An 18,608-nucleotide genomic window follows, 5' to 3' on the forward strand; every position below is an offset into this window, starting at 1 on the left:
TGGACCGCTGCCGCGAATGGTGGGTTCGCGTTACTCGGCGTCGGCGCTCTGCTCGGAGGCCTCTGCCTGGTCCTGCTGCCCGGCGGTCTCGTCCTCGTCCTTGACGACGATCAGGCTGATCTTGCCGCGGCTGTCGATGTCGGCAATCTCCACCCGCAGCTTGTCGCCGACGTTCACCACGTCCTCGACCTTGCCGATCCGCTTGCCGTTGCCCAGCTTGGAAATGTGCACCAGGCCGTCCTTGCCCGGCAGCAGCGAGACGAACGCACCGAAGGCAGCGGTCTTGACGACCGTGCCGAGGAAGCGCTCGCCGACCTTGGGCAACTGCGGGTTCGCGATCGCGTTGATCTTGTCGATGGCGGCTTCCGCGGAAGGGCCGTCCGCGGCCCCCACGTAGATCGTGCCGTCGTCCTCGATGGAGATGTCGGCGCCGGTCTCCTCGGTGATCGCGTTGATCATCTTGCCCTTCGGGCCGATGACCTCGCCGATCTTGTCGACCGGGATCTTCACGCTGGTGACGCGCGGAGCGTACGGGCTCATCTCGTCCGGCCCGGCGATGGCCTCCGCCATCACGTCCAGGATCGTCAGCCTGGCGTCCCGCGCCTGGTTCAGCGCACCGGCCAACACGTCCGACGGGATACCGTCGAGCTTGGTGTCCAGTTGCAGCGCGGTGATGAAGTCCTTGGTGCCCGCGACCTTGAAGTCCATGTCACCGAAGGCGTCCTCCGCGCCGAGGATGTCGGTCAGCGCCACGTACTCGTTCTTGCGCCCCTCCGCCGTGTCGATCACGTCGGACACCAGGCCCATCGCGATGCCCGCCACCGGCGCCTTCAGTGGCACCCCTGCGTTGAACAGGCTCATCGTGGAGGCACACACCGAGCCCATCGACGTGGAACCGTTGGAGCCGAGCGCCTCGGAGACCTGCCGGATGGCGTAGGGGAACTCGTCGCGCTTGGGCAGCACCGGCACCAGCGCCCGCTCCGCTAGCATCCCGTGGCCGATCTCGCGCCGCTTCGGCGTGCCGACCCGGCCGGTCTCACCCGTGGAGAACGGCGGGAAGTTGTAGTGGTGCAGGTAGCGCTTCGTCGTCTCCGGCGACAGCGTGTCCAACTGCTGCTCCATGCGCAGCATGTTCAGTGTGGTCACGCCCAGGATCTGGGTCTCCCCGCGCTCGAACAGGGCCGAGCCGTGTGCCCTCGGCACCACCGCGACCTCGGCGGCCAACTGCCGGATGTCGGTGAGACCCCTACCGTCGATACGCACCTTCTCCTTGAGAATGCGCTGCCGGATGAGCTTCTTCGTCAGTGCCCGGAACGCGGCGCCGACCTCCTTGTCCCTGCCTTCGAACGCCTCACCGTCGCCGAGGCCGACGCGCTCCAGCACGGTGGCCTTGACCTCGTCGGTGGCGTTCTCGCGCTCCTGCTTGCCCGCGATCGCCAGCGCGGCGGCCAGATCGTCCGTGGCGATCTTCGCGACGGCGTCGTAGGCGTCGTCCTCGTACGCCGGGAACACCGGGAAGTCGCCCACCGGCTTGGCCGCGGCGCTGGCCAGCCGCTGCTGTGCCTCACACAGCAGGCGGATGAACGGCTTGGCCGCGTCCAGTCCCTCCGCGACGGTCTTCTCGGTGGGGGCGGTGGCACCGCCCGCGATGAGGTCGAGGGTGTTCTCGGTGCCCTCGGCCTCGACCATCATGATCGCGACGTCCTCCGGCTTGTCACCGACGATGCGGCCCGCCACCACCATGTCGAAGGTGGCCCGCTCCAGCTGCGACCAGGTCGGGAACGCCACCCAGGTGTCCTCGATGAGCGCCATCCTGACGCCGCCGATCGGGCCGGAGAACGGCAGTCCGCCGATCTGGGTGGAAGCCGACGCGGCGTTGATCGCCAGCACGTCGTAGGGGTCCTCCGGGTGCAGGCTCTGCACCGTGATGACGATCTGGATCTCGTTGCGCAGCCCGTCGGCGAACGAGGGCCGCAGTGGCCGGTCGATCAGCCTGCACGTGAGGATCGCGTCGGTGGAGGGCCTGCCCTCCCTGCGGAAGAACGCACCGGGGATGCGGCCCGCGGCGTACATGCGTTCCTCGACGTCCACCGTCAGCGGGAAGAAGTCGAAGTGCTCCTTGGGCTGCTTCGAGGCGGTGGTCGCGGACAGCAGCATGGTTTCGTCGTCCAGGTAGGCCACGACGGCACCCGCCGCCTGCTTCGCCAGCCTGCCCGTCTCGAAGCGGACCGTGCGCTTTCCGAACCTGCCGTTGTCGAGCACGGCTTCCGATTCGTGCACGGTGTTGCCGCTTGAGTCAGTCATAGAACAGTTTCTCCTCGTACTTCTCGGGCCGCGCATCCCCCGCCCTCGGGGGCACGCTCGAGGTACGAGGCCGGTCATCGATCGAAGCTCTCGGGCACCATCCCGGGAGCCACTACCGAGGACCGGCTTGGGCGTCCTCGCGCGCTGGTTGCGCCGGCCCTGTGTGTGCTTTCTTGTGCCGAGGGGGAGTGACCCGTGCGGGTCACTCCCCCTCGGAGCCTGTCATCGGCGGAGGCCGAGTCGCTGAATCAGCGAACGGTACCGCTCGACGTCCACCTGCATCACGTAGTTGAGCAGTCGGCGACGTCGGCCGACCAGCAGCAACAGACCGCGACGGGAGTGGTGGTCATGCTTGTGCACCTTGAGGTGCTCGGTGAGGCCGATGATCCGCTTGGTCAGCAGAGCCACCTGAGCCTCGGGCGACCCGGTGTCGGAGTCGTGGAGTCCGTACTCGGACAGGATCGACTTCTTCTCCTCGGTGGACAGCGCCACTCGCTCTTCTCCTTGTGTTGTGTGCCGTGTTGTGACATATGGTCTCGGCCGCCACGGACCGCAGCCGGACTCTGACATCCGAGGGTATCAGCAGGCCTTCGGACTCAGCCGCGTGAACCCAGCGGGAACCGCTCCACCACCGAGTAGCCCAACCCTCGCTCATTGAGGTCACTGCGCATCAGTACGACTTCGGTCGCGGTCCACTCCGGGCTCCGGTAGCCGGCGAACCACCTTCGCCACCGCTCCAGCGCAGGCTGTCGTTGGCCCCTCGCGAGCGTCAGGTGTGCCCGGAACTCCCGATCATCTTCTTCCGGTTTGACCGCCGTGGCCAGTTCGGCGAGACCGATGCCGTGTACCCGGGTCCAGAATACCCCACGGAAGGTGCCACTACCGTCGATGCGAAGGGTCGGCGGCGGGCTGCCCGCCAGCCTGTGCCGCAGCCATTCCGCCCGCGCCCTCGGGTCGTCGAGGCCGTAGAAGCCCAGCGTGATGTGCCATTCCTCCACCGGCATCCAGCGCAGACCCTGCTCGGCGCGCGGACCGCCGCGGTTGTCCAACTCCCGCCGCAGCGACGTGACCACCTCGTCGGGCAGCAGCAACGCGCTGAACAGCCGCGCGGTCACCTCGGGCACGACCTCAGGCGCCCTTGCCCGCCCTGCGCAGCAGGTCGGCGATCGCGGGGAACTCCGCGTCGAGCCGTTCGGCGGCCTGCACCAGGTTTTCCTCCTCCGCGATCTCGCGCAGCGCCGCGAGCACGGTGTGGTCGTCGGCGGTACCGACGGGAATGTTGTCGCTGCTCACGGTCGGCCGCGCCGTCCTGACGTCCTCCAGCGCGGCGCGGATCGCCTGCTTGCTGCCCGCGGCGACCTCCGGAGTGAGCACCTTGCGTTCGAGCATGATGAGCCGCGCCAGCACCACCGGGTTTCCGATCTTGGCTCGCCGCCCGCTCATCACCTGACTCAACATCGGTGCGCTGATACCCAGCACCTCTGCAAGGTATGCCTGCGACACGTCGAAGGCCACCACCAGGCGCCGCACCCGGTCGCCGAGTGGTTCCCCGTACCACTCCCGTTGTAGCGCTATGTTCCGCTGAACGATCTTGTGGTCCTCCACGGCAGAGCCCTGTTCCCCTCGGTGGCGACGGCGGCGCGCTGGGCACCGGCCCGGTGTCTGCATCTTGCCAGCCCGAAGTCGACGCGCGGGCCGAAACTACCCAGGCGTTCGCAATCGCACCCGTACCGCTCAGCCGAGGCCGAGCGCCTGCCTGGTCCGCGTCACGTCTTCGGCGATCTGCTCCACCAATGCGTCAGGGGTGTCGAAGCGGACCTGCCCACGCAACCGTGCGACGAAGTCGAGCGCGACCTGCTGGCCGTAGAAGTCCTCGGCCACGTCGAGAACGAAGGCCTCGACCGTGCGCTCCTTGCCGGAGAACGTGGGGTTGGTGCCGACCGAGACGGCGGCGGGGAGTCTGCTGCCGTCGCGCAAGAACCAGCAGCTGTAGATCCCGTCCGCGGGCACTGCGGCGAATCGGGGCGTGGACAGATTCGCCGTGGGATAGCCCAGGTCGTGCCCGCGTCCGTCGCCGCGGACAACGATGCCCTCCAGCCGGTGCGGGCGGCCGAGTGCCTCCGCGGCGGCTGAGACATCGCCCGCGTCGATACAGGAGCGTACGTAGGTGGAGGAGAAGGTGATCTCACCGTTGTCCTTCTCACCGGGCAGGGTGCGGCCTTGCAGTTTCGAGGCGTGTGCGGTGAACCCGAAGCGCCTGCCGAGCGCACGCAGCGTCTCCACGTTGCCCTCGGCCTTGTGGCCGAAGGTGAAGTTCTCCCCCACGATCACGGTGGCGGCGTGCAGCCGGTCGACGAGGATCTGGTGCACGAACTCGTCCGGCGTCAGCCGGGACAACTCCGGCGTGAACGGCAGCACGGCGAACACGTCCACGCCCAACTGCTCGATCAGCTCAGCCTTGCGCCGCAGCGTGGTCAGTTGGGCGGGGTGGGTGCCTGGTCGCAGTACCTCGGAGGGATGCGGATCGAAAGTCAGCACAACGCTGGGCAACCCGCGATCGCGGGCGGTCTCCACCGTTTCGTTGATCAGAGCCTGGTGCCCGCGATGCACCCCGTCGAAGATACCGATCGTGACGACGCACCGGCCCCAGCCGCCCGGCAGATCCGCCAAACCACGCCAACGCTGCACACCTGGAGCCTAGCCGCAGACCGCGCGGTGTCAGGACGACAGGGTCACCTCAGGCAGGTGTGAGCACAACCACCGGGCGGGCCCCCTCGCGCGTGTCGGCGGCGAGAGCAAGCGCATGGCCCTCCGGGTCGAACACCCCATAGGTTCCCGGTATCCCGGCGGTGGGAAGCCACCTGCCGTGTCGCACCGCCACGGCCTCGCCCGCGTCCACGTCGCGGCGCGGGAAGGCGGCCGCGACCGCCTCGTCGAGGCTCAGCGACAACGCAGGCTCCCGTTCGACGTCGTCGAGGGTGCGTGCCGCGGCGAGTGTGAACGGCCCCACCGTGGTGCGGCGCAGCGCGACGAGATGACCCCCCACTCCGAGCGCGCCGCCCAGGTCCCTGGCCAGCGCCCTGACATAGGTTCCGGACGAACAGTCGATCACCACATCGAGGTCGACCGCGTCCTGCTGCCTGCGGGTGGCCAGCAGGTCGAACCGGTACACGGTCACCGGGCGGGGCGGCAGTTCCACCTCCTCGCCCGCCCGCACGCGGGCGTAGGCCCGCCTGCCCTCCACCTTCACGGCGCTGACCGCGCTGGGAACCTGCTGGATGTCACCGGTCAGCGCGGCGATGCCGGCCTCGATGTCCGCATCGGCCACCGCCGATGGGTCGGCGCGCGCGACCACCTCACCCTCGGCGTCGTCGGTGGTTGTCGACGCACCGAGCCGGATCGTCGCCAGGTAGGTCTTGCGATCCAGCGCAAGGTGCCCGAGCAGTTTGGTTGCCCGCTCGATGCCCAGCACGAGCACCCCGGTGGCCATCGGGTCCAGTGTTCCGGCATGACCGACCTTGCGGGTACCCATCGCACGCCTGGCCCTGGCCACCACGTCGTGCGACGTCATACCGCTCGGTTTGTCGACGATGAGGAGGCCGGGCGGCGGCGCGGGCCGCGAGGCTCGTCGGTGGGAAGGGGTGGGGCGTGGCACGGCCGCAGCGTAGCGGTGCGCGATCACGCCACGGCGGGCACCCGCTCGCGCTCCTCATGGCGGCGGTCCCAGCTGTGCCTGCGCAGCCGCACCGGCACCGATTCGCCGCGTGCGGCGGCCGCGAACACCTCGGCCCTGGCCCGCAGCCACCACACCGCCATCCGCCAGGAACCGAACACCAGCACGACGACCACGGACAGCAGCGCGACCCGGAAGTCGCCGCCGGACAGTTGCAGCAGCACCCCGATGAGCAGCGCGACCACGGTGGTGGCGACGAAGCCACCGACGTTGACAACACCGGTCGCGGTGCCGACCCGCCGCAGCGGGTTGTAGTCCCTGGCCAGTGCGAACCCGATCGTGGAGACCGGGCCACCCAGTGACAGCACGGCGAACGCGGCGACCAGCACGGCCACCGGCACCTGGCCCGGCCAGCTCAGCACCACCGCCCAGGTGGCCGCGGTCGCGGCCAGGTAGCTGACCGCCAGCGGCATCCGCGCCTCTGGCCTTCGCCCGACAAAGCCGCCGATCAACGGAGCACCCACCATGGCGCCGACCACGAAGACCATGAGCAGCGAGCTGGCGGTGGTCGGGGCGTACCCCTGGCCCTCGACCAGGAACGGCACTCCCCACAGCAACACCATCACGTTCTGGCTGAACGGCGCCGAGAAGTGCGTCCAGAACGCGAGCCTGGTGCCGGGCACCCGCATCGCCGCGCGCACCTGCCTACCCACCTCTCGCAGCGAGGCGGCCCGCGACTCCACCGTCCTCGCCGACGGCGTGTCGCTCACCCGCCAGCGGACCACGCTCGCGAACAGGACTGTCACCAGCCCCGCCCCCAGGAACGTCGGGAGCCAACCAGGTCCGGCCAGCAGCAGTGTCAACGGCAGCGTCGCGGCGAGATTGCCCGCGAATCCGAGCGCCCCGGTCAGGGCGGTCACCAGCATGTACTGCCTGCCGGGAAAGTGATTGGCCGCCAGTCGCAGCACGGAGACGAAGGTCAGCGCGTCGCCCAGTCCCAGCACCCCGCGGGCGACCAGCCCCAGCGAGTAGGTGTGCGCGACGGCGAGCAGGAGTTGCCCAAGCCCGAGGAACAGCAACGCGGCCGTGAGCACGTTGCGGGGCCCGAACCGGTCGACGAGCACCCCGGTGGGGATCTGCATGGCGGCGTACACGCCGACCTGCAGCACGGTGAACATGCTCAGTGCGGCGGCGCCGACACCGAAGCGCTCGGCGGCGTCGAGGCCCGCCACGCCGAGCGAGGTGCGGTGAAAGACAGCGAGAACGTAGACGAAGGCGGCGGTCAACCAGATCAGCCACGACCGCGCACTGGCTCGCGCGGCTTGCGAGGGCCGGGTCGGCAAGGGTCTCCCTTCACTGACGGATGTGGACGGCATACTGCGGGGGACGCCCGCGCTGCCGACCCCCAATGGATGTATCGACAGAGCGCCTCACGGCCATACCGAACGGCGCCGTGTCATTGCCCACATCCGCAACGCCTTCGTGCTTGTCACGCACGGACGGCGCCGACGACGGCCCAGTGGCCGGAGCGCCACCGCGCAACGACGAACGCCAGACGCAGCACCATGAACAGCGCCAACCCGGTCCAGATGCCCGCGAGCCCCCAGCCGAAGACCAGCGACGCCCAGACCAGCGGCAGGAACCCGAGCACGGCGCTGCCCACCGTCGCGTTGCGCAGGAAGCTCGCGTCCGCGGCTCCGAGCAGCACGCCGTCGAGCGCGAACACCACCCCGGCGACCGGCTGCAAGCCAACGAAGAACCACCAGGCGTTCGGGATTTCGGCGAGCACGCCCGCGTCGGAGGTGAAGGCGTGCGGCAACGTCTGCGAAAGCGCGGCGAACACCACGGCAAGCGCGATTCCCAGTGCCAGCCCGTACCGGGTGATCTGGGAAGCGATCCCGCGCGCCTGCCTGCGCGAACCGGCGCCGAGCGCCGCCCCGACCAGCGACTGCGCGGCGATCGCCACCGAGTCCAGCACAAGCGAAAGGAACGTCCACAACTGCAGCACCACCTGGTGTGCGGCCACCGCCTCGGTGGAGGTGCGGGCGGCCACGGCTGCCGCCGAGACGAAGCACGCCTGAAATGCCAGACTTCGCAGCACCAGATCCCGGCCGAGGCGAAGCTGGGCCCACATGACGCGAGGCCGGGGCGCAAGGCCCGCCCGCTGCTTGGCCAGCGCCCGCAGGAACAGTCCGCCCGCCACCGCCTGCGCCGCCACGTTGGCGACCGCGGAGCCCTCGAGGCCCAGCCCCGCCGGATAGACCAGCACCGGGCTGAGCACCGCCGACAAAGCGTTTCCCGCGAGCACGTACCGCAACGGCCGCACGGCGTCCTGCACGCCACGCATCCAGCCGTTGCCCGCCATCGTGACGAGAATGAGCGGCGCGCCGAACAGGGCGATTCGCAGCCACGACACCGCCTGCTCGGTGATCGCGGCGTCGCCGGACATGGCGCGCGCCACCGGTTCTGCGAGCAACTGTCCCGCGACGAGCACGATGAGTCCGACCGCGAAGGCCAGCCAGGTGGCCTGCACTCCCTCGCCGATCGCGTCGGCGCGCCTGCCAGCGCCGTGCAACCGTGCCGTTCGCGCGGTGGTTCCGTAGGACAGGAACGTCAACTGGGTGGAAACCAGCGACAGCAGCGTGCCGCCGAGTGCGAGCCCCGCCAGTGGCAACGCGCCGAGGTGACCGACGACGGCCGTGTCGACGAGCACGTACAGCGGCTCGGCCGCCAGCACACCGAGCGCGGGTATCGCCAGCCGCAGCACCCGGCGGGCGGGAACCCGCTCGTGCTCAACCGTGTCGCTCACGCGCCGAGCGTAGCCGGGGCGTCCGACGACTCGGCTACGCTCGGCTTCGATGCCCGAGTACGCCATCCTCATCCTGCCGTCGGCCAACCGTGTCTACACCGACACCTCACGTCGCCTGCTGCGTGCCGAACTGGCCGTGTTCGGCGACACCGTGCTTTCCACGAAGGTCGGTGAGTCGGCGACCACGACCATCGGTGGGGTCGACTACGTCACCTTCGGCACCGCCGCCCCATTGACCGACAACGACGTGGCGTACCTGTCGAATCTCTCCTCCGCCTACGCACTGTTCGAGGTCAGCGGGGAGCTGTTGCGACCGCTGACCATGACGCCGGTGGCGGAGTTCGACTCCGATCTGCTCACCATCCAGAAGTACCCCGGCAAGACCAACGAGCTGTTCACCAAGCTCGTGGTCAACCTCGCCGTGCTGGCCACCGACCGGCCCGCCGCGTTGCTGGGGCGCGGGTTGCACGTGCTCGACCCGTTGTGCGGCAGGGGCACCACGCTCAACCAGGCGATGATGTACGGCTTCGACGCCACCGGGCTGGAGCTGGACGGCAAGGACTTCGACGCCTACCAACACTTCATCAAGACCTGGTTGCGCACCAAGCGAATCAAGCACTCCGCGCAGGCAGGGCTGTTGCGCCGCAACCGGGTCCGGTTGGGGCAGCGGCTCGACATCGAGTACGGAGCCAGCAAGGAGCGCTACAAGGCGGGCGACACACGCACGGTCAGCTACTTCAACTGCGACACGCTGCACACCGACGAGCTGGTCAAGAAGGGCTCGGTGGACGTGATCGTCACCGACGCGCCCTACGGCGTGCAGCACGGCAGCCGCACGCAGGATTCGGCACTGTCCCGCAGTCCCCGTGACCTGCTGGCGGCCGCGGTGCCCACGTGGGCCAGGGTGCTGCGCAAGGGTGGGGCGCTGGCCGTCTCGTGGAACACCTACGTCGTCAAGCGGGCCGAACTGGCCGAGATCCTCACCGGTGCGGGCCTGACGCCGCGCGAGGAGGGGCCGTACACCGAACTCGCGCATCGGGTGGATCAGGCCATCGTCCGTGACGTGCTGGTCGCGACCAAGTGACGGTGCGTGTCGGCTAGCCATTGCCTAGGCGAGCCGCGCTCCACACCGAGCACGGGTAGCCGGTCGACGGCTCGGTCGGGCGACCCGGGCTCGCTAGCTTTCGGGATCCTCTTCCCTAGGCGGCCGGTAGGGGTCGGCCTCGCCAGCGGGTTTGGCACCGGTGGCCTGTCGAGCGATCTCCGCGTCGGCCTCACGTGCCTTCGCGAGCAGTTCGTCGATATGCCTGGCGTCGCTGGGAACGTTGTCCGCGACGAACGTCAGCGTCGGTGTGTAGCGCACCCCCGTGCCCTGACCGACCTTTGTGCGCAGCACGCCGCGAGCCGACTCCAGCGCCGCCGCGGCACCCGCGAAGTCCGGCGCGGCGTCCAGTGTCTGGCCCAGCACCGTGTAGTACACGGTCGCGTCCCGCAGGTCGCCGGTGATCTTCGCGTCGGTGATCGTGACGTTACCCAGCCGAGGGTCCTTCACCTCGTGCTCCAAGGCGGACGCCACGATCTGGGCGATCCGCTTGGCCAGCCTCCGTGCGCGAGCCTGATCAGCCACGACGCACCCCCTTATCCCGTATCAACCAGCCAACTACTCGTCGTCCGGACCAACAAGCCGCCGACGCGCCGACAACAACTCGAGGTCCGGACGTGCCGCCACGAACCGCTCGCAGGCATCGAGCACATCCCTCACCTGCTTGCCGTCCGCCGCCACCGCCGCCACACCGATCAGCGAACGGCGGTACAGGTCCAGATGGCCGGCCTCGGCCACCGCGACCTCGAACCGCTTGCGCAACTCCGCGATCACCGGCCGGACCGCCGAACGCTTCTGCTTCAGCGACCGCACGTCACCCAGCAGCAGCTCGAGTTCCAGGGCACCCACGAACATGGCATTCCCCTGCGCTCGTAGGCGGCTGGGCGGAAGTCAACCCGCCCAGCCGCCGAGACGACAACTACGCGCGCGGCTTCTCGCGCTGCTCGTAGGTCTCGATCACATCGCCGATCTTGATGTCGCTGTACTTGCCGAGGGTGAGACCGCACTCGAAGCCCTCGCGCACCTCGACGACATCGTCCTTGAACCGCCGCAACGAGCTGACCGGCAGGTTCTGCGCGACCACCACGTTGTCACGCAGCAGCCTCGCCTTCGCGTTGCGCCGGATCTCGCCCGCGGTGACCAGGCAACCCGCGATCGTGCCGAACTTGGAGGACTTGAACACCTCGCGGACCTCGGCCTTACCGAGCTCAACCTCTTCGTACTCCGGCTTCAGCATGCCCTTGAGGGCCTGCTCGATCTCCTCGATCGCCTGGTAGATCACCGTGTAGTACCGGACGTCGACGCCCTCGCGGGTCGCCCGCTCGGTCGCCTTGCCCTGCGCCCGCACGTTGAACCCGAGCACGATGGCGTCAGACGCCGTGGCCAGGTCGATGTCGCTCTCCGTCACGCCACCGACTCCGCGGTGGACGATGTTGAGTTCCACCTCGTCGCCCACGTCGATCTGCATCAGCGACGCCTCAAGCGCCTCGACGGTACCCGAGTTGTCGCCCTTGACGATCAGGTTGAGGGTGTTGGTCTCCTTCAGCGCGGAGTCCAGGTCCTCAAGGCTGACCCGCTTGCGCCTCGCCGCGTTCTCGGCGTTGCGGATTCGGGCCTGCCTGCGCTCGGCGATCTGCCGGGCAACCCGGTCCTCCTCCACGACGAGGAACGTGTCGCCCGCCCTCGGCACCGAGGTGAACCCGATAACCTGCACCGGCCGCGACGGCAACGCCTGTGTGACGTCGTGGTTGTACTCGTCGACCATCCGGCGCACGCGGCCGTACGCATCGCCCGCGACGACCGAGTCGCCGATGCGCAACGTTCCGCGCTGCACCAGCACCGTCGCCACCGGACCGCGACCGCGGTCGAGGTGCGCCTCGATAGCGACACCCTGCGCTTCCATGTCCGGGTTGGCCCGCAGGTCCAGCGCCGCGTCCGCGGTCAGCAGGATCGCCTCGAGCAGCCCGTCGATGTTGATGTTCTCGCGCGCGGAGATGTCGACGAACATCGTGTCGCCGCCGTACTCCTCCGCCACGAGGCCGTACTCGGTGAGCTGCTGGCGGATCTTCTGCGGATTCGCGCCTTCCTTGTCGATCTTGTTGACCGCGACCACGATCGGTGCCTTGGCGGCCTGAGCGTGGTTGATGGCCTCCACCGTCTGCGGCATCACACCGTCGTCGGCGGCCACCACGATCACCGCGATGTCGGTGGCCTGCGCACCACGGGCACGCATGGCGGTGAACGCCTCGTGGCCAGGGGTGTCGATGAAGGTGATGAGCCGCTCCTGGCCCTCCAGCTCGGTCTCGATCTGGTAGGCACCGATGTGCTGGGTGATGCCACCGGCCTCACCCTCGTGCACCTTCGTCTTACGGATAGTGTCCAGCAAGCGGGTCTTACCGTGGTCGACGTGACCCATCACGGTCACCACCGGCGGCCGCACCTGCAAGTCCTCCTCGTCACCGGCGTCCTCGCCGTAGGTGATGTCGAAGGCCTCCAGCAGTTCGCGGTCCTCCTCCTCGGGGCTGACCACCTGCACGTTGTAGTTCATCTCCGTGCCGAGCAGTTCCAGCACGTCCTCGGAGACGGACTGTGTCGCGGTGACCATCTCGCCGAGATGGAACAACACCTGTACCAGCGAGGCCGGGTTGGCGTCGATCTTCTCCGCGAAATCGGTCAGCGAAGCACCACGCGGCAGCCGGATCGTCTCGCCGCTGCCCTTGGGCAGGCGAACGCCACCGACCGAAGGCGCCTGCATGTTCTCCATGTACTCCTGGCGCTTCTGCCGCTTCGACTTGCGGCCCTTCCGGGAGGGACCGCCAGGGCGACCGAAGGCACCGGCGGCACCGCCGCGGCCGCCAGGACCGCCACGGCCACCGCCACCTCGGAAGCCGCCACCGCCACCGCCACCGGCAGGAGCACCGCCGCCCGGTCCACCGCGGAAGCCGCCGCCCCCGCCGCCGCCACCGGGACCGCCGGGGCCGCCACGGAAGCCGCCGCCCCCACCGCGGGGACCGCCGCCGCCTCGACCCGCACCGGTGCCCGCACCACCTCGGCCGCCACCGGGACCGCCACGGCCACCGCCGGGACCGCCCGCGGGACGCGCGGGCCGGGTGGGCATCATGCCCGGGTTGGGGCGTGGTGGCATGCTGCCGGGGCTCGGCCTGTTGCCGCCGGGCGCGCCACCGCGCGGGCCGCCCGAGGGACGGTCGCCACCGGGGCGGGTGCCGCGGTCACCCTGCTGCTGGCCGCCGCCTGGACGCGGCGGTGCCGGGCGCGGTGGGGGCGAGCCCGCACCGACGCCGAAGGGGTTGTTGCCGACCCGCGGCGGCCTGGGGCCGGGCTTCGGCCCGGGCTTGGGGCCCTGCGGCTTCGGCGGAACTACCGAGCCACCGGGCTCCTGCTTCTGCTCCTGCTTCGGCTGCTGCGGTTCGGCCTTCGCCGCGGGCGCCTGCTCGGCAGGCTTGGGTGCGGGGCCGGGCCTCGGCCCCGGCCTCGGACCGGGCTTGGGGGCCTTCGCCTGCGGCTGCGCGGGCTTCGCCTCCTGCTGCGGCTGCGCGGGCGTGCTCGCCTGCTTGGCCGAAGGGGCGGAGCCATTGCCACCTGACGGTGCGGCCGGCTTCGCGGCCTGCCTACCGCCGGATTTGCGCTCGGACTGCTTGGAGTCCTTGCTCGAGAACGCGTCTCGCAACCGTCGGGCGACTGGCGCCTCCACGGTCGACGACGCGGATTTCACGAACTCGCCCTGCTCCTTCAGCTTGGCGAGTACTTCCTTGCTCGTTACACCGAGCTCTTTTGCGAGCTCATGTACGCGGGCCTTGCCTGCCACTGCTCTCCTCAACTGATGAGGTCGGCGGCTGGACCCGCAGACCTCGTCCTATCGTCGCGCGTTCATGGCTTCAGCTTCACGGCTGACTCATGACGGGTCGACCTGCTTCCTTGTTTCCGACTGGACCCGGGAACTCCCCGAATCCGTACAGCTCTCGGCGAGCCGCTTCACATCATGCCGCATGCCGCTGGCGTCGAGTGCCCCCAGGACCCGTAATGCCCGGGGAAACGCTCGCCGCCGCTCGGCTTTGGACAGGCACTCCAGGTCTGGGTGCAACCAGGCACCTCGACCCGGAAGCCGCCGTCGAGTGTCGACGACAAGCCGCCCGTCCTCCGCGACGATGCGCAGCAACTCTCCGACCGACGCCCGCCGCCGGCACCCGACACAGGTACGAATGGGTGTAACTCCGTACCCCCCGTGTTCACGGTGTGTCGATTCCGACTGCGGGCGTCGCACCGTTACCCAGTTTAGCCCTTGGTCAATCACTCAGCCGAACCGGTCGCCGCGGCGTGCGGTGACTCGTCCGGATCGACCTGCCGCTGCCCCGACTCCGGCGCGGCATCGCTGCGGATGTCGATGCGCCAACCGGTCAACCTGGCGGCGAGGCGAGCGTTCTGCCCTTCCTTGCCGATGGCGAGTGAAAGCTGGAAGTCGGGGACGACGACCCGCGCCGTCTTGGCCCGCTCGTCCACGACCTTTACAGATACAACCTTCGCGGGCGAGAGCGCATTCCCGACGAACCTGGCGGGGTCCTCCGAGTAGTCGATGATGTCGATCTTCTCACCGCCGAGTTCACTCATGACGTTGCGCACGCGCGCACCGACAGGGCCGATGCAGGCACCCTTGGCGTTGACGCCCGGAACGGTCGACCGCACCGCGATCTTCGAACGGTGCCCCGCCTCGCGGGCCACGGCGGCGATCTCCACCGTGCCGTCGGCGATCTCTGGCACCTCCAGCGCGAACAGCCTGCGCACCAGGTTCGGGTGGGTACGCGACAGCGTGATCTGCGGTCCTCTGCCGGAGCGGGCCACGACCACGACGTAGGCCTTGATCCTGGCGCCGTGCTCGTAGGTCTCCCCCGGCACCTGCTCGGCGGCGGGAAGCACCCCCTCGGTCTCGCCGACCTGCACGATCACCATGCCCCTGGCGTTGGCCCGCGCGTCGCGCTGGATCACACCCGCGACGATCTCGCCTTCCTTCGCGGAGAACTCGCCGAAGGTCTTCTCGTGCTCGGCGTCGCGCAGCCGCTGCAGGATCACCTGGCGGGCGGTTGCGGCGGCGATTCGGCCGAACCCCTCGGGGGTGTCGTCCCACTCCTGCGCGATCTCGCCGTTCTCGTCGAGGGTGTGTGCCAGTACCCGCACGTAGCCCGTCTTGCGATCGATGTCGATTTTGGCGTGTGGCTGATGGCCTTCGGTGTGCTTGTACGCGGTCAGCAGAGCACTCTCGATTGCCTCCAGCACCGTCTCGAAGGGGATGTCCTTGTCCCGTTCGATCGCGCGCAACGCCGCGATATCGACGTTCACCTCGACTCCTCCTTCGGTCCGGCGCCTTCCCCGATCTTGCCGTAGGCGTCGTTGTCCAGCAGCTTGAGCTCACCTGTCGGCGGCTGCTTGAACTCGATCTCGATCACTGCCTTCGCCACGTCGGCGTAGGCCAGCTCGCGCAGGTTGCCGTCCACGAGCATCCGCACGCTGTTGTCCCCCGCGTTCCCGACACGGCCGACGAACTCGGCACCTTCCCGTGGTGTCACCCGAACGAGCCGGTACTTGGCCCGGCGCCAGTGTCGTGGCTTGGTCAGTGGCCGGTCGACCCCCGGTGAGGTCACCTCGAGCGTGTATGCCCCCGCGATCAGGTGTTCGTGATCGTCGAGCACCGCGGACACCGCCCTGCTGATCTCGGCCACCTGGTCCAGTTCGACGCCTTCCTCTCCGTCGACGACGACCTTGACCAGCTTGCGCCGTCCGGCCTGTTGCACGTCCAGCGCGTCGAGATCGAAACCCGCGGCCGTGACGGCGTCGGCCACGAGTGGCTCCAGCCGACTGGCGAGTTCGTTGGGCACCGTGATGCTCCCTGTTGTCCTTGTCAAGTAGTGGTCCAGCTTATCTTGCCGGGACCGCCTCGCGCCGTCCGTCGCACCCCGCTGGCAGGATGGCGTCCTGTGAGATCCCCTGGTCCGCTGACGCGTCGTGACCTCCTTCGCGCGACCGCGCTCGCCGCGCTCACCGCCCCGGTTGCCGCGGCGTGTTCCGGCGGCTACGACGACAGCCCCGACCCGCTGCTGCCACTGCTGCTGCGCGCCACGTCCGACGCCGAGGCGGCGGGCGCGCTGGCGGCGCCAGAACAGGCCGACCTCGCCAACCAGGTGGCACAGGCGCGCTCGGCACAGGCGCGGGCATTGCGCGCCGAGGTCGACCGGCTGAACCGGCCGGTTCCGGAGTCAGCGCCGTCCGCGCCGCCACGCACGGTGGACAGCATCGAAGCGCTCGGCCGTCGGCTCGCCGACGCGCGGCGGCAGGCGGCCGAACTGGTCCCGAAACTGCCGCGCTACCGGGCGGGGCTGGTCGGTTCGGTCGCAGCCGGGTGTGCCGGGTTGCAGCAGCTCGCGCCCGCTCTCGGTGCGGAGCAGCCCGGCGAGGTGAGCCACGTGGTCACGGGTGGGCTCGCCCAGGAATCTGTGGCCGCGTTACAGGAGGCACTCGCCGCCGAACACGCCGCGGTGTGGGTGTACGGCCTGGTGAGTGCTTTCCTGCCTGACGATTTCGGTAAGGGCATCGAAGCTGGCGCCGACGCGCACCGGGACCGCAGAGATGCCTGCGAACGGGTGCTTACCGCGGCGGGCGCGACGCCCCGCCCCGCCGAGCCTGCCTACCTGCCCCCGCAACCGGTCACCGGAACCGAATCCGCGCAGGCCGTGGTGATCACAGCGGAGACGGACGCGGCCAGAGCCTGGCACGGCGTGCTGGAGCACAGCGACGACGCGCGCCTGCGGGTGCTGGCCACACAGGCACTGGTCGGCTCGGCCACCAGGTGCACGAGTTGGCGAATGGAAGCGGGGGTAAGTCCCGCCGCGGTCGCGCTGCCCGGCCGAGGCGAGCAACGGCCGTAGCAGGCTCAGCCCCGCAACGCCGCCGACAGTCGCAACGCGTCGGAGCCGATCCGGGGCAGCAACGCGTCGTCGGTGTGCTCGCCGTAGAACTCCGACTCCACGATCGTCACTTCCTTGCCCTCGGACTTGGAGTGGTACTCACCTCCGGCCACCGAAGGTGCTCCCGGTAACGAAGCCGTGCCGTCCCGGACGAGGTCGTTGACGTTACCCGTGCCGTCGGTGTCGGTGATGAGCTTGAGCTGCTGGGCCTCCGTCGCGGTCGGCATCGTCACGACCACCACCGACACGAGGGCTCTGGCCTCGCCGGAGCGAGTCGTGTAGAGCGCCCGCACCACCCGCTCGCAGGGGTGCTGGGTGAACCAGCTCGCGACGTCACCGTAGGCGTTGCCCGCGCAGTCGGTCGACGTCTGCGGGCCCGCGACCACGGTGTAGCTGAACTCTCCACTGGTCAACGGGTTCTCCTCGGTTGGCGCGGCAACCTGCCCCGATACCCCGCCGCCGGAGCGGATGAGCCACCACACCAGGCCTGACACCACCGCCACGGCGACGAGGCCAACGGCGTAGAGCACGAGCCGGGGCCCCCGCTGTGGTGGGGCGGCTGGCGGGGACCCGGTGATCACGGGCATCGGCGAGGTGTCACTCACTCGGTGGTTGTACTGCTGTCCGGCCACAGGCGGTGACGGTAGTACGCGGCTCAACCAAGCGCCTCCACGACCCGCTCCACGTCGGCCTCCGTGTTGTAAATGTGAAAGCCCACCCTCGCCCTGCCCGCCCGCACGCTGGCCCGAACGCCCGCGGCGGCCAGTCGCGGCGCCGCGCCCTCGGTGTCCAGTGCCACGATGGCCGTACCACGCGGGGGCAGGCCCAGCCGGGACAGCAGCAGATCGGCCAGGCCCGTGCAGTGCCGGTAAACCGCCTTCCGGTCAAGCGAGACAAGGTAGGGCAGTGCCACCGCGGCGCCCGCGAACGGTAGCCAGGCGGGCGAGAGATCGAACCTCCGCGCGCCGCCCGCGAGTCGAAGCGGCAGCCCGTAAACGGTCTGCCACGGGTCCTCGCCCGCGTACCAGTTCGCCGCGACGGGCACGGTGCGCTCGGCCGCCTTCGGGTGCACGGCGAGCCAGGCGGCACCACGCGGGGCGAGCAGCCACTTGTACGACGCGCCCGCGACCCAGTCGGCCCATTCCAGCTCAAGCGGCAGCCAGCCCGCGGCTTGCGTGGCGTCGAGCAGTACCGGCACGGCCGCAGCCTCGCAGGCGGCGCGCAGCGCGGCCAGATCGACCAGCGCGCCGTCGGCCGACTGCGCCACGCTCACCGCCACGAGATCATGCCCCTCGACGTGTGCGGGCAGGTCGGCAAGCGGCACCTCGCTCACCCGAACGCCACGTCGTTGCTGCGCGGCGAAGGGAAAGGTGACGCTGGTGAACTCGCCTTCGGCCGTCAGCACCGTGGCGCCGTCCGGTAGCCCTGCCGCGACCATGGAGATCACCTGCGACACGCTCGCGCCGACGGCGACCCACTCCCCCGGCACGCCCACCAGCGCGCCGAACGCCGCTCGGGTCACATGTACGGCGGCGTCGTAGTCCGGCGGAGCCGCCGCCGCGGTGCGCCATCGCCACAGTTCGTGCTCGACGGCATCGGCCACAGGTACCGGTGGCACACCGATGCTGGGGGTGTTCAGGTAACCGTCGCAGCCGTCGAACTCGGCGCCGAACGCGTTTCGCACGGCCCCAGCCTACGGCGGGTCGCGGCGCAGGTCGCCGCATTACCTGCCGCGCGCCCGGGGTT

General features: G+C 69.6%; 18 protein-coding genes. 2 read left to right on the forward strand and 16 right to left on the reverse strand.

Translation table 11 applies throughout. The features are described from left to right. Positions 1 to 30: 30 nt before the first annotated feature. The 8 genes from FHU38_RS15790 to FHU38_RS15825 form a co-directional block, all read right to left on the reverse strand. Positions 31 to 2,304, reverse strand: coding sequence for a polyribonucleotide nucleotidyltransferase (locus FHU38_RS15790; protein WP_167172167.1), 2,274 nt, complete (start codon positions 2,302 to 2,304; stop codon positions 31 to 33). Between the two features lie 222 nt (positions 2,305 to 2,526). After that, entirely contained in the window at positions 2,527 to 2,796 is a 270-nt protein-coding gene (rpsO, locus tag FHU38_RS15795; RefSeq protein ID WP_167172170.1) for a 30S ribosomal protein S15, read from the reverse strand. A 104-nt stretch (positions 2,797 to 2,900) separates the two neighbouring features. Further along, positions 2,901 to 3,428: an RNA 2',3'-cyclic phosphodiesterase gene (thpR, locus tag FHU38_RS15800; RefSeq protein ID WP_167172173.1), complete on the reverse strand. Its 528-nt coding sequence runs from the start codon at positions 3,426 to 3,428 to the stop codon at positions 2,901 to 2,903. A 4-nt stretch (positions 3,429 to 3,432) separates the two neighbouring features. Then, positions 3,433 to 3,909, reverse strand: coding sequence for a helix-turn-helix domain-containing protein (locus FHU38_RS15805; RefSeq protein ID WP_167172177.1), 477 nt, complete (start codon positions 3,907 to 3,909; stop codon positions 3,433 to 3,435). Between the two features lie 129 nt (positions 3,910 to 4,038). Beyond that, a complete protein-coding gene (locus FHU38_RS15810) occupies positions 4,039 to 4,992 on the reverse strand; it encodes a bifunctional riboflavin kinase/FAD synthetase (protein ID WP_167172180.1) in 954 nt (317 codons plus the stop codon). A gap of 49 nt (positions 4,993 to 5,041) precedes the next feature. Next, positions 5,042 to 5,959, reverse strand: coding sequence for a tRNA pseudouridine(55) synthase TruB (gene truB / locus FHU38_RS15815; protein ID WP_167172182.1), 918 nt, complete (start codon positions 5,957 to 5,959; stop codon positions 5,042 to 5,044). A gap of 23 nt (positions 5,960 to 5,982) precedes the next feature. Then, the gene (locus tag FHU38_RS15820; protein ID WP_167172185.1) at positions 5,983 to 7,320 is read right to left on the reverse strand and encodes an MFS transporter; all 1,338 of its coding nucleotides are present in this window, start codon (positions 7,318 to 7,320) and stop codon (positions 5,983 to 5,985) included. Positions 7,321 to 7,466: 146 nt separating this feature from the next. Further along, on the reverse strand, positions 7,467 to 8,786 hold the full coding sequence (locus FHU38_RS15825; protein WP_167172188.1) for an MATE family efflux transporter: 1,320 nt from the start codon (positions 8,784 to 8,786) through the stop codon (positions 7,467 to 7,469). A 49-nt stretch (positions 8,787 to 8,835) separates the two neighbouring features. Here FHU38_RS15825 and FHU38_RS15830 point away from each other — a divergent pair, with 49 nt between their 5' ends. Continuing rightward, the gene (locus tag FHU38_RS15830) at positions 8,836 to 9,870 is read left to right on the forward strand and encodes a TRM11 family SAM-dependent methyltransferase (RefSeq protein WP_167172191.1); all 1,035 of its coding nucleotides are present in this window, start codon (positions 8,836 to 8,838) and stop codon (positions 9,868 to 9,870) included. A gap of 93 nt (positions 9,871 to 9,963) precedes the next feature. Here the strand turns inward: FHU38_RS15830 and rbfA are convergent, their stop codons facing one another. The 6 genes from rbfA to rimP all read right to left on the reverse strand — a co-directional run bounded on the left by rbfA (position 9,964) and on the right by rimP (position 15,776). After that, positions 9,964 to 10,413: a 30S ribosome-binding factor RbfA gene (gene rbfA, locus FHU38_RS15835; RefSeq protein ID WP_167172194.1), complete on the reverse strand. Its 450-nt coding sequence runs from the start codon at positions 10,411 to 10,413 to the stop codon at positions 9,964 to 9,966. A 33-nt stretch (positions 10,414 to 10,446) separates the two neighbouring features. Continuing rightward, positions 10,447 to 10,743, reverse strand: a complete 297-nt coding sequence (locus tag FHU38_RS15840; RefSeq protein WP_167172197.1) for a DUF503 domain-containing protein — start codon at positions 10,741 to 10,743, stop codon at positions 10,447 to 10,449. Between the two features lie 64 nt (positions 10,744 to 10,807). Next, a complete protein-coding gene (gene infB / locus FHU38_RS27765) occupies positions 10,808 to 13,714 on the reverse strand; it encodes a translation initiation factor IF-2 (RefSeq protein ID WP_167172199.1) in 2,907 nt (968 codons plus the stop codon). An 87-nt stretch (positions 13,715 to 13,801) separates the two neighbouring features. After that, positions 13,802 to 14,200 (reverse strand): YlxR family protein, encoded by a 399-nt coding sequence (locus tag FHU38_RS15850; RefSeq protein ID WP_390623294.1) that lies wholly within the window; start codon positions 14,198 to 14,200, stop codon positions 13,802 to 13,804. Beyond that, a complete protein-coding gene (gene nusA / locus FHU38_RS15855; RefSeq protein ID WP_167172205.1) occupies positions 14,197 to 15,240 on the reverse strand; it encodes a transcription termination factor NusA in 1,044 nt (347 codons plus the stop codon). The genes FHU38_RS15850 and nusA overlap by 4 nt, the downstream gene beginning before the upstream one ends. Next, positions 15,237 to 15,776 carry a ribosome maturation factor RimP gene (gene rimP / locus FHU38_RS15860; protein WP_167172206.1) on the reverse strand — a complete coding sequence of 180 codons (540 nt, stop codon included), beginning with the start codon at positions 15,774 to 15,776 and terminating at the stop codon, positions 15,237 to 15,239. Before rimP ends, nusA begins: the two co-directional genes overlap by 4 nt. Positions 15,777 to 15,875: 99 nt before the next feature. On the opposite strand from rimP, the gene FHU38_RS15865 reads away from it, so the two are divergent. Continuing rightward, positions 15,876 to 16,823: a ferritin-like domain-containing protein gene (locus FHU38_RS15865; RefSeq protein WP_167172209.1), complete on the forward strand. Its 948-nt coding sequence runs from the start codon at positions 15,876 to 15,878 to the stop codon at positions 16,821 to 16,823. Positions 16,824 to 16,828: 5 nt separating this feature from the next. Here the strand turns inward: FHU38_RS15865 and FHU38_RS15870 are convergent, their stop codons facing one another. Both FHU38_RS15870 and FHU38_RS15875 read right to left on the reverse strand, forming a co-directional pair. Continuing rightward, positions 16,829 to 17,467 carry a hypothetical protein gene (locus FHU38_RS15870; RefSeq protein ID WP_390623295.1) on the reverse strand — a complete coding sequence of 213 codons (639 nt, stop codon included), beginning with the start codon at positions 17,465 to 17,467 and terminating at the stop codon, positions 16,829 to 16,831. Positions 17,468 to 17,517: 50 nt separating this feature from the next. Further along, the gene (locus FHU38_RS15875; protein WP_167172212.1) at positions 17,518 to 18,546 is read right to left on the reverse strand and encodes an aminotransferase class V-fold PLP-dependent enzyme; all 1,029 of its coding nucleotides are present in this window, start codon (positions 18,544 to 18,546) and stop codon (positions 17,518 to 17,520) included. Positions 18,547 to 18,608: the final 62 nt, after the last annotated feature.

The sequence above is a fragment of the Saccharomonospora amisosensis genome (assembly GCF_011761185.1).
Taxonomy (GTDB): Bacteria; Actinomycetota; Actinomycetes; order Mycobacteriales; family Pseudonocardiaceae; genus Saccharomonospora_A; species Saccharomonospora_A amisosensis.

Coding starts and splice junctions, on each gene's coding strand:
- FHU38_RS15840 (WP_167172197.1), bottom strand. CDS start 10,743: ATGTTCGTGGGTGCCCTGGAACTCGAGCTGCTGCTGGGTGACGTGCGG.
- FHU38_RS15790 (WP_167172167.1), bottom strand. CDS start 2,304: ATGACTGACTCAAGCGGCAACACCGTGCACGAATCGGAAGCCGTGCTC.
- FHU38_RS15830 (WP_167172191.1), top strand. CDS start 8,836: ATGCCCGAGTACGCCATCCTCATCCTGCCGTCGGCCAACCGTGTCTAC.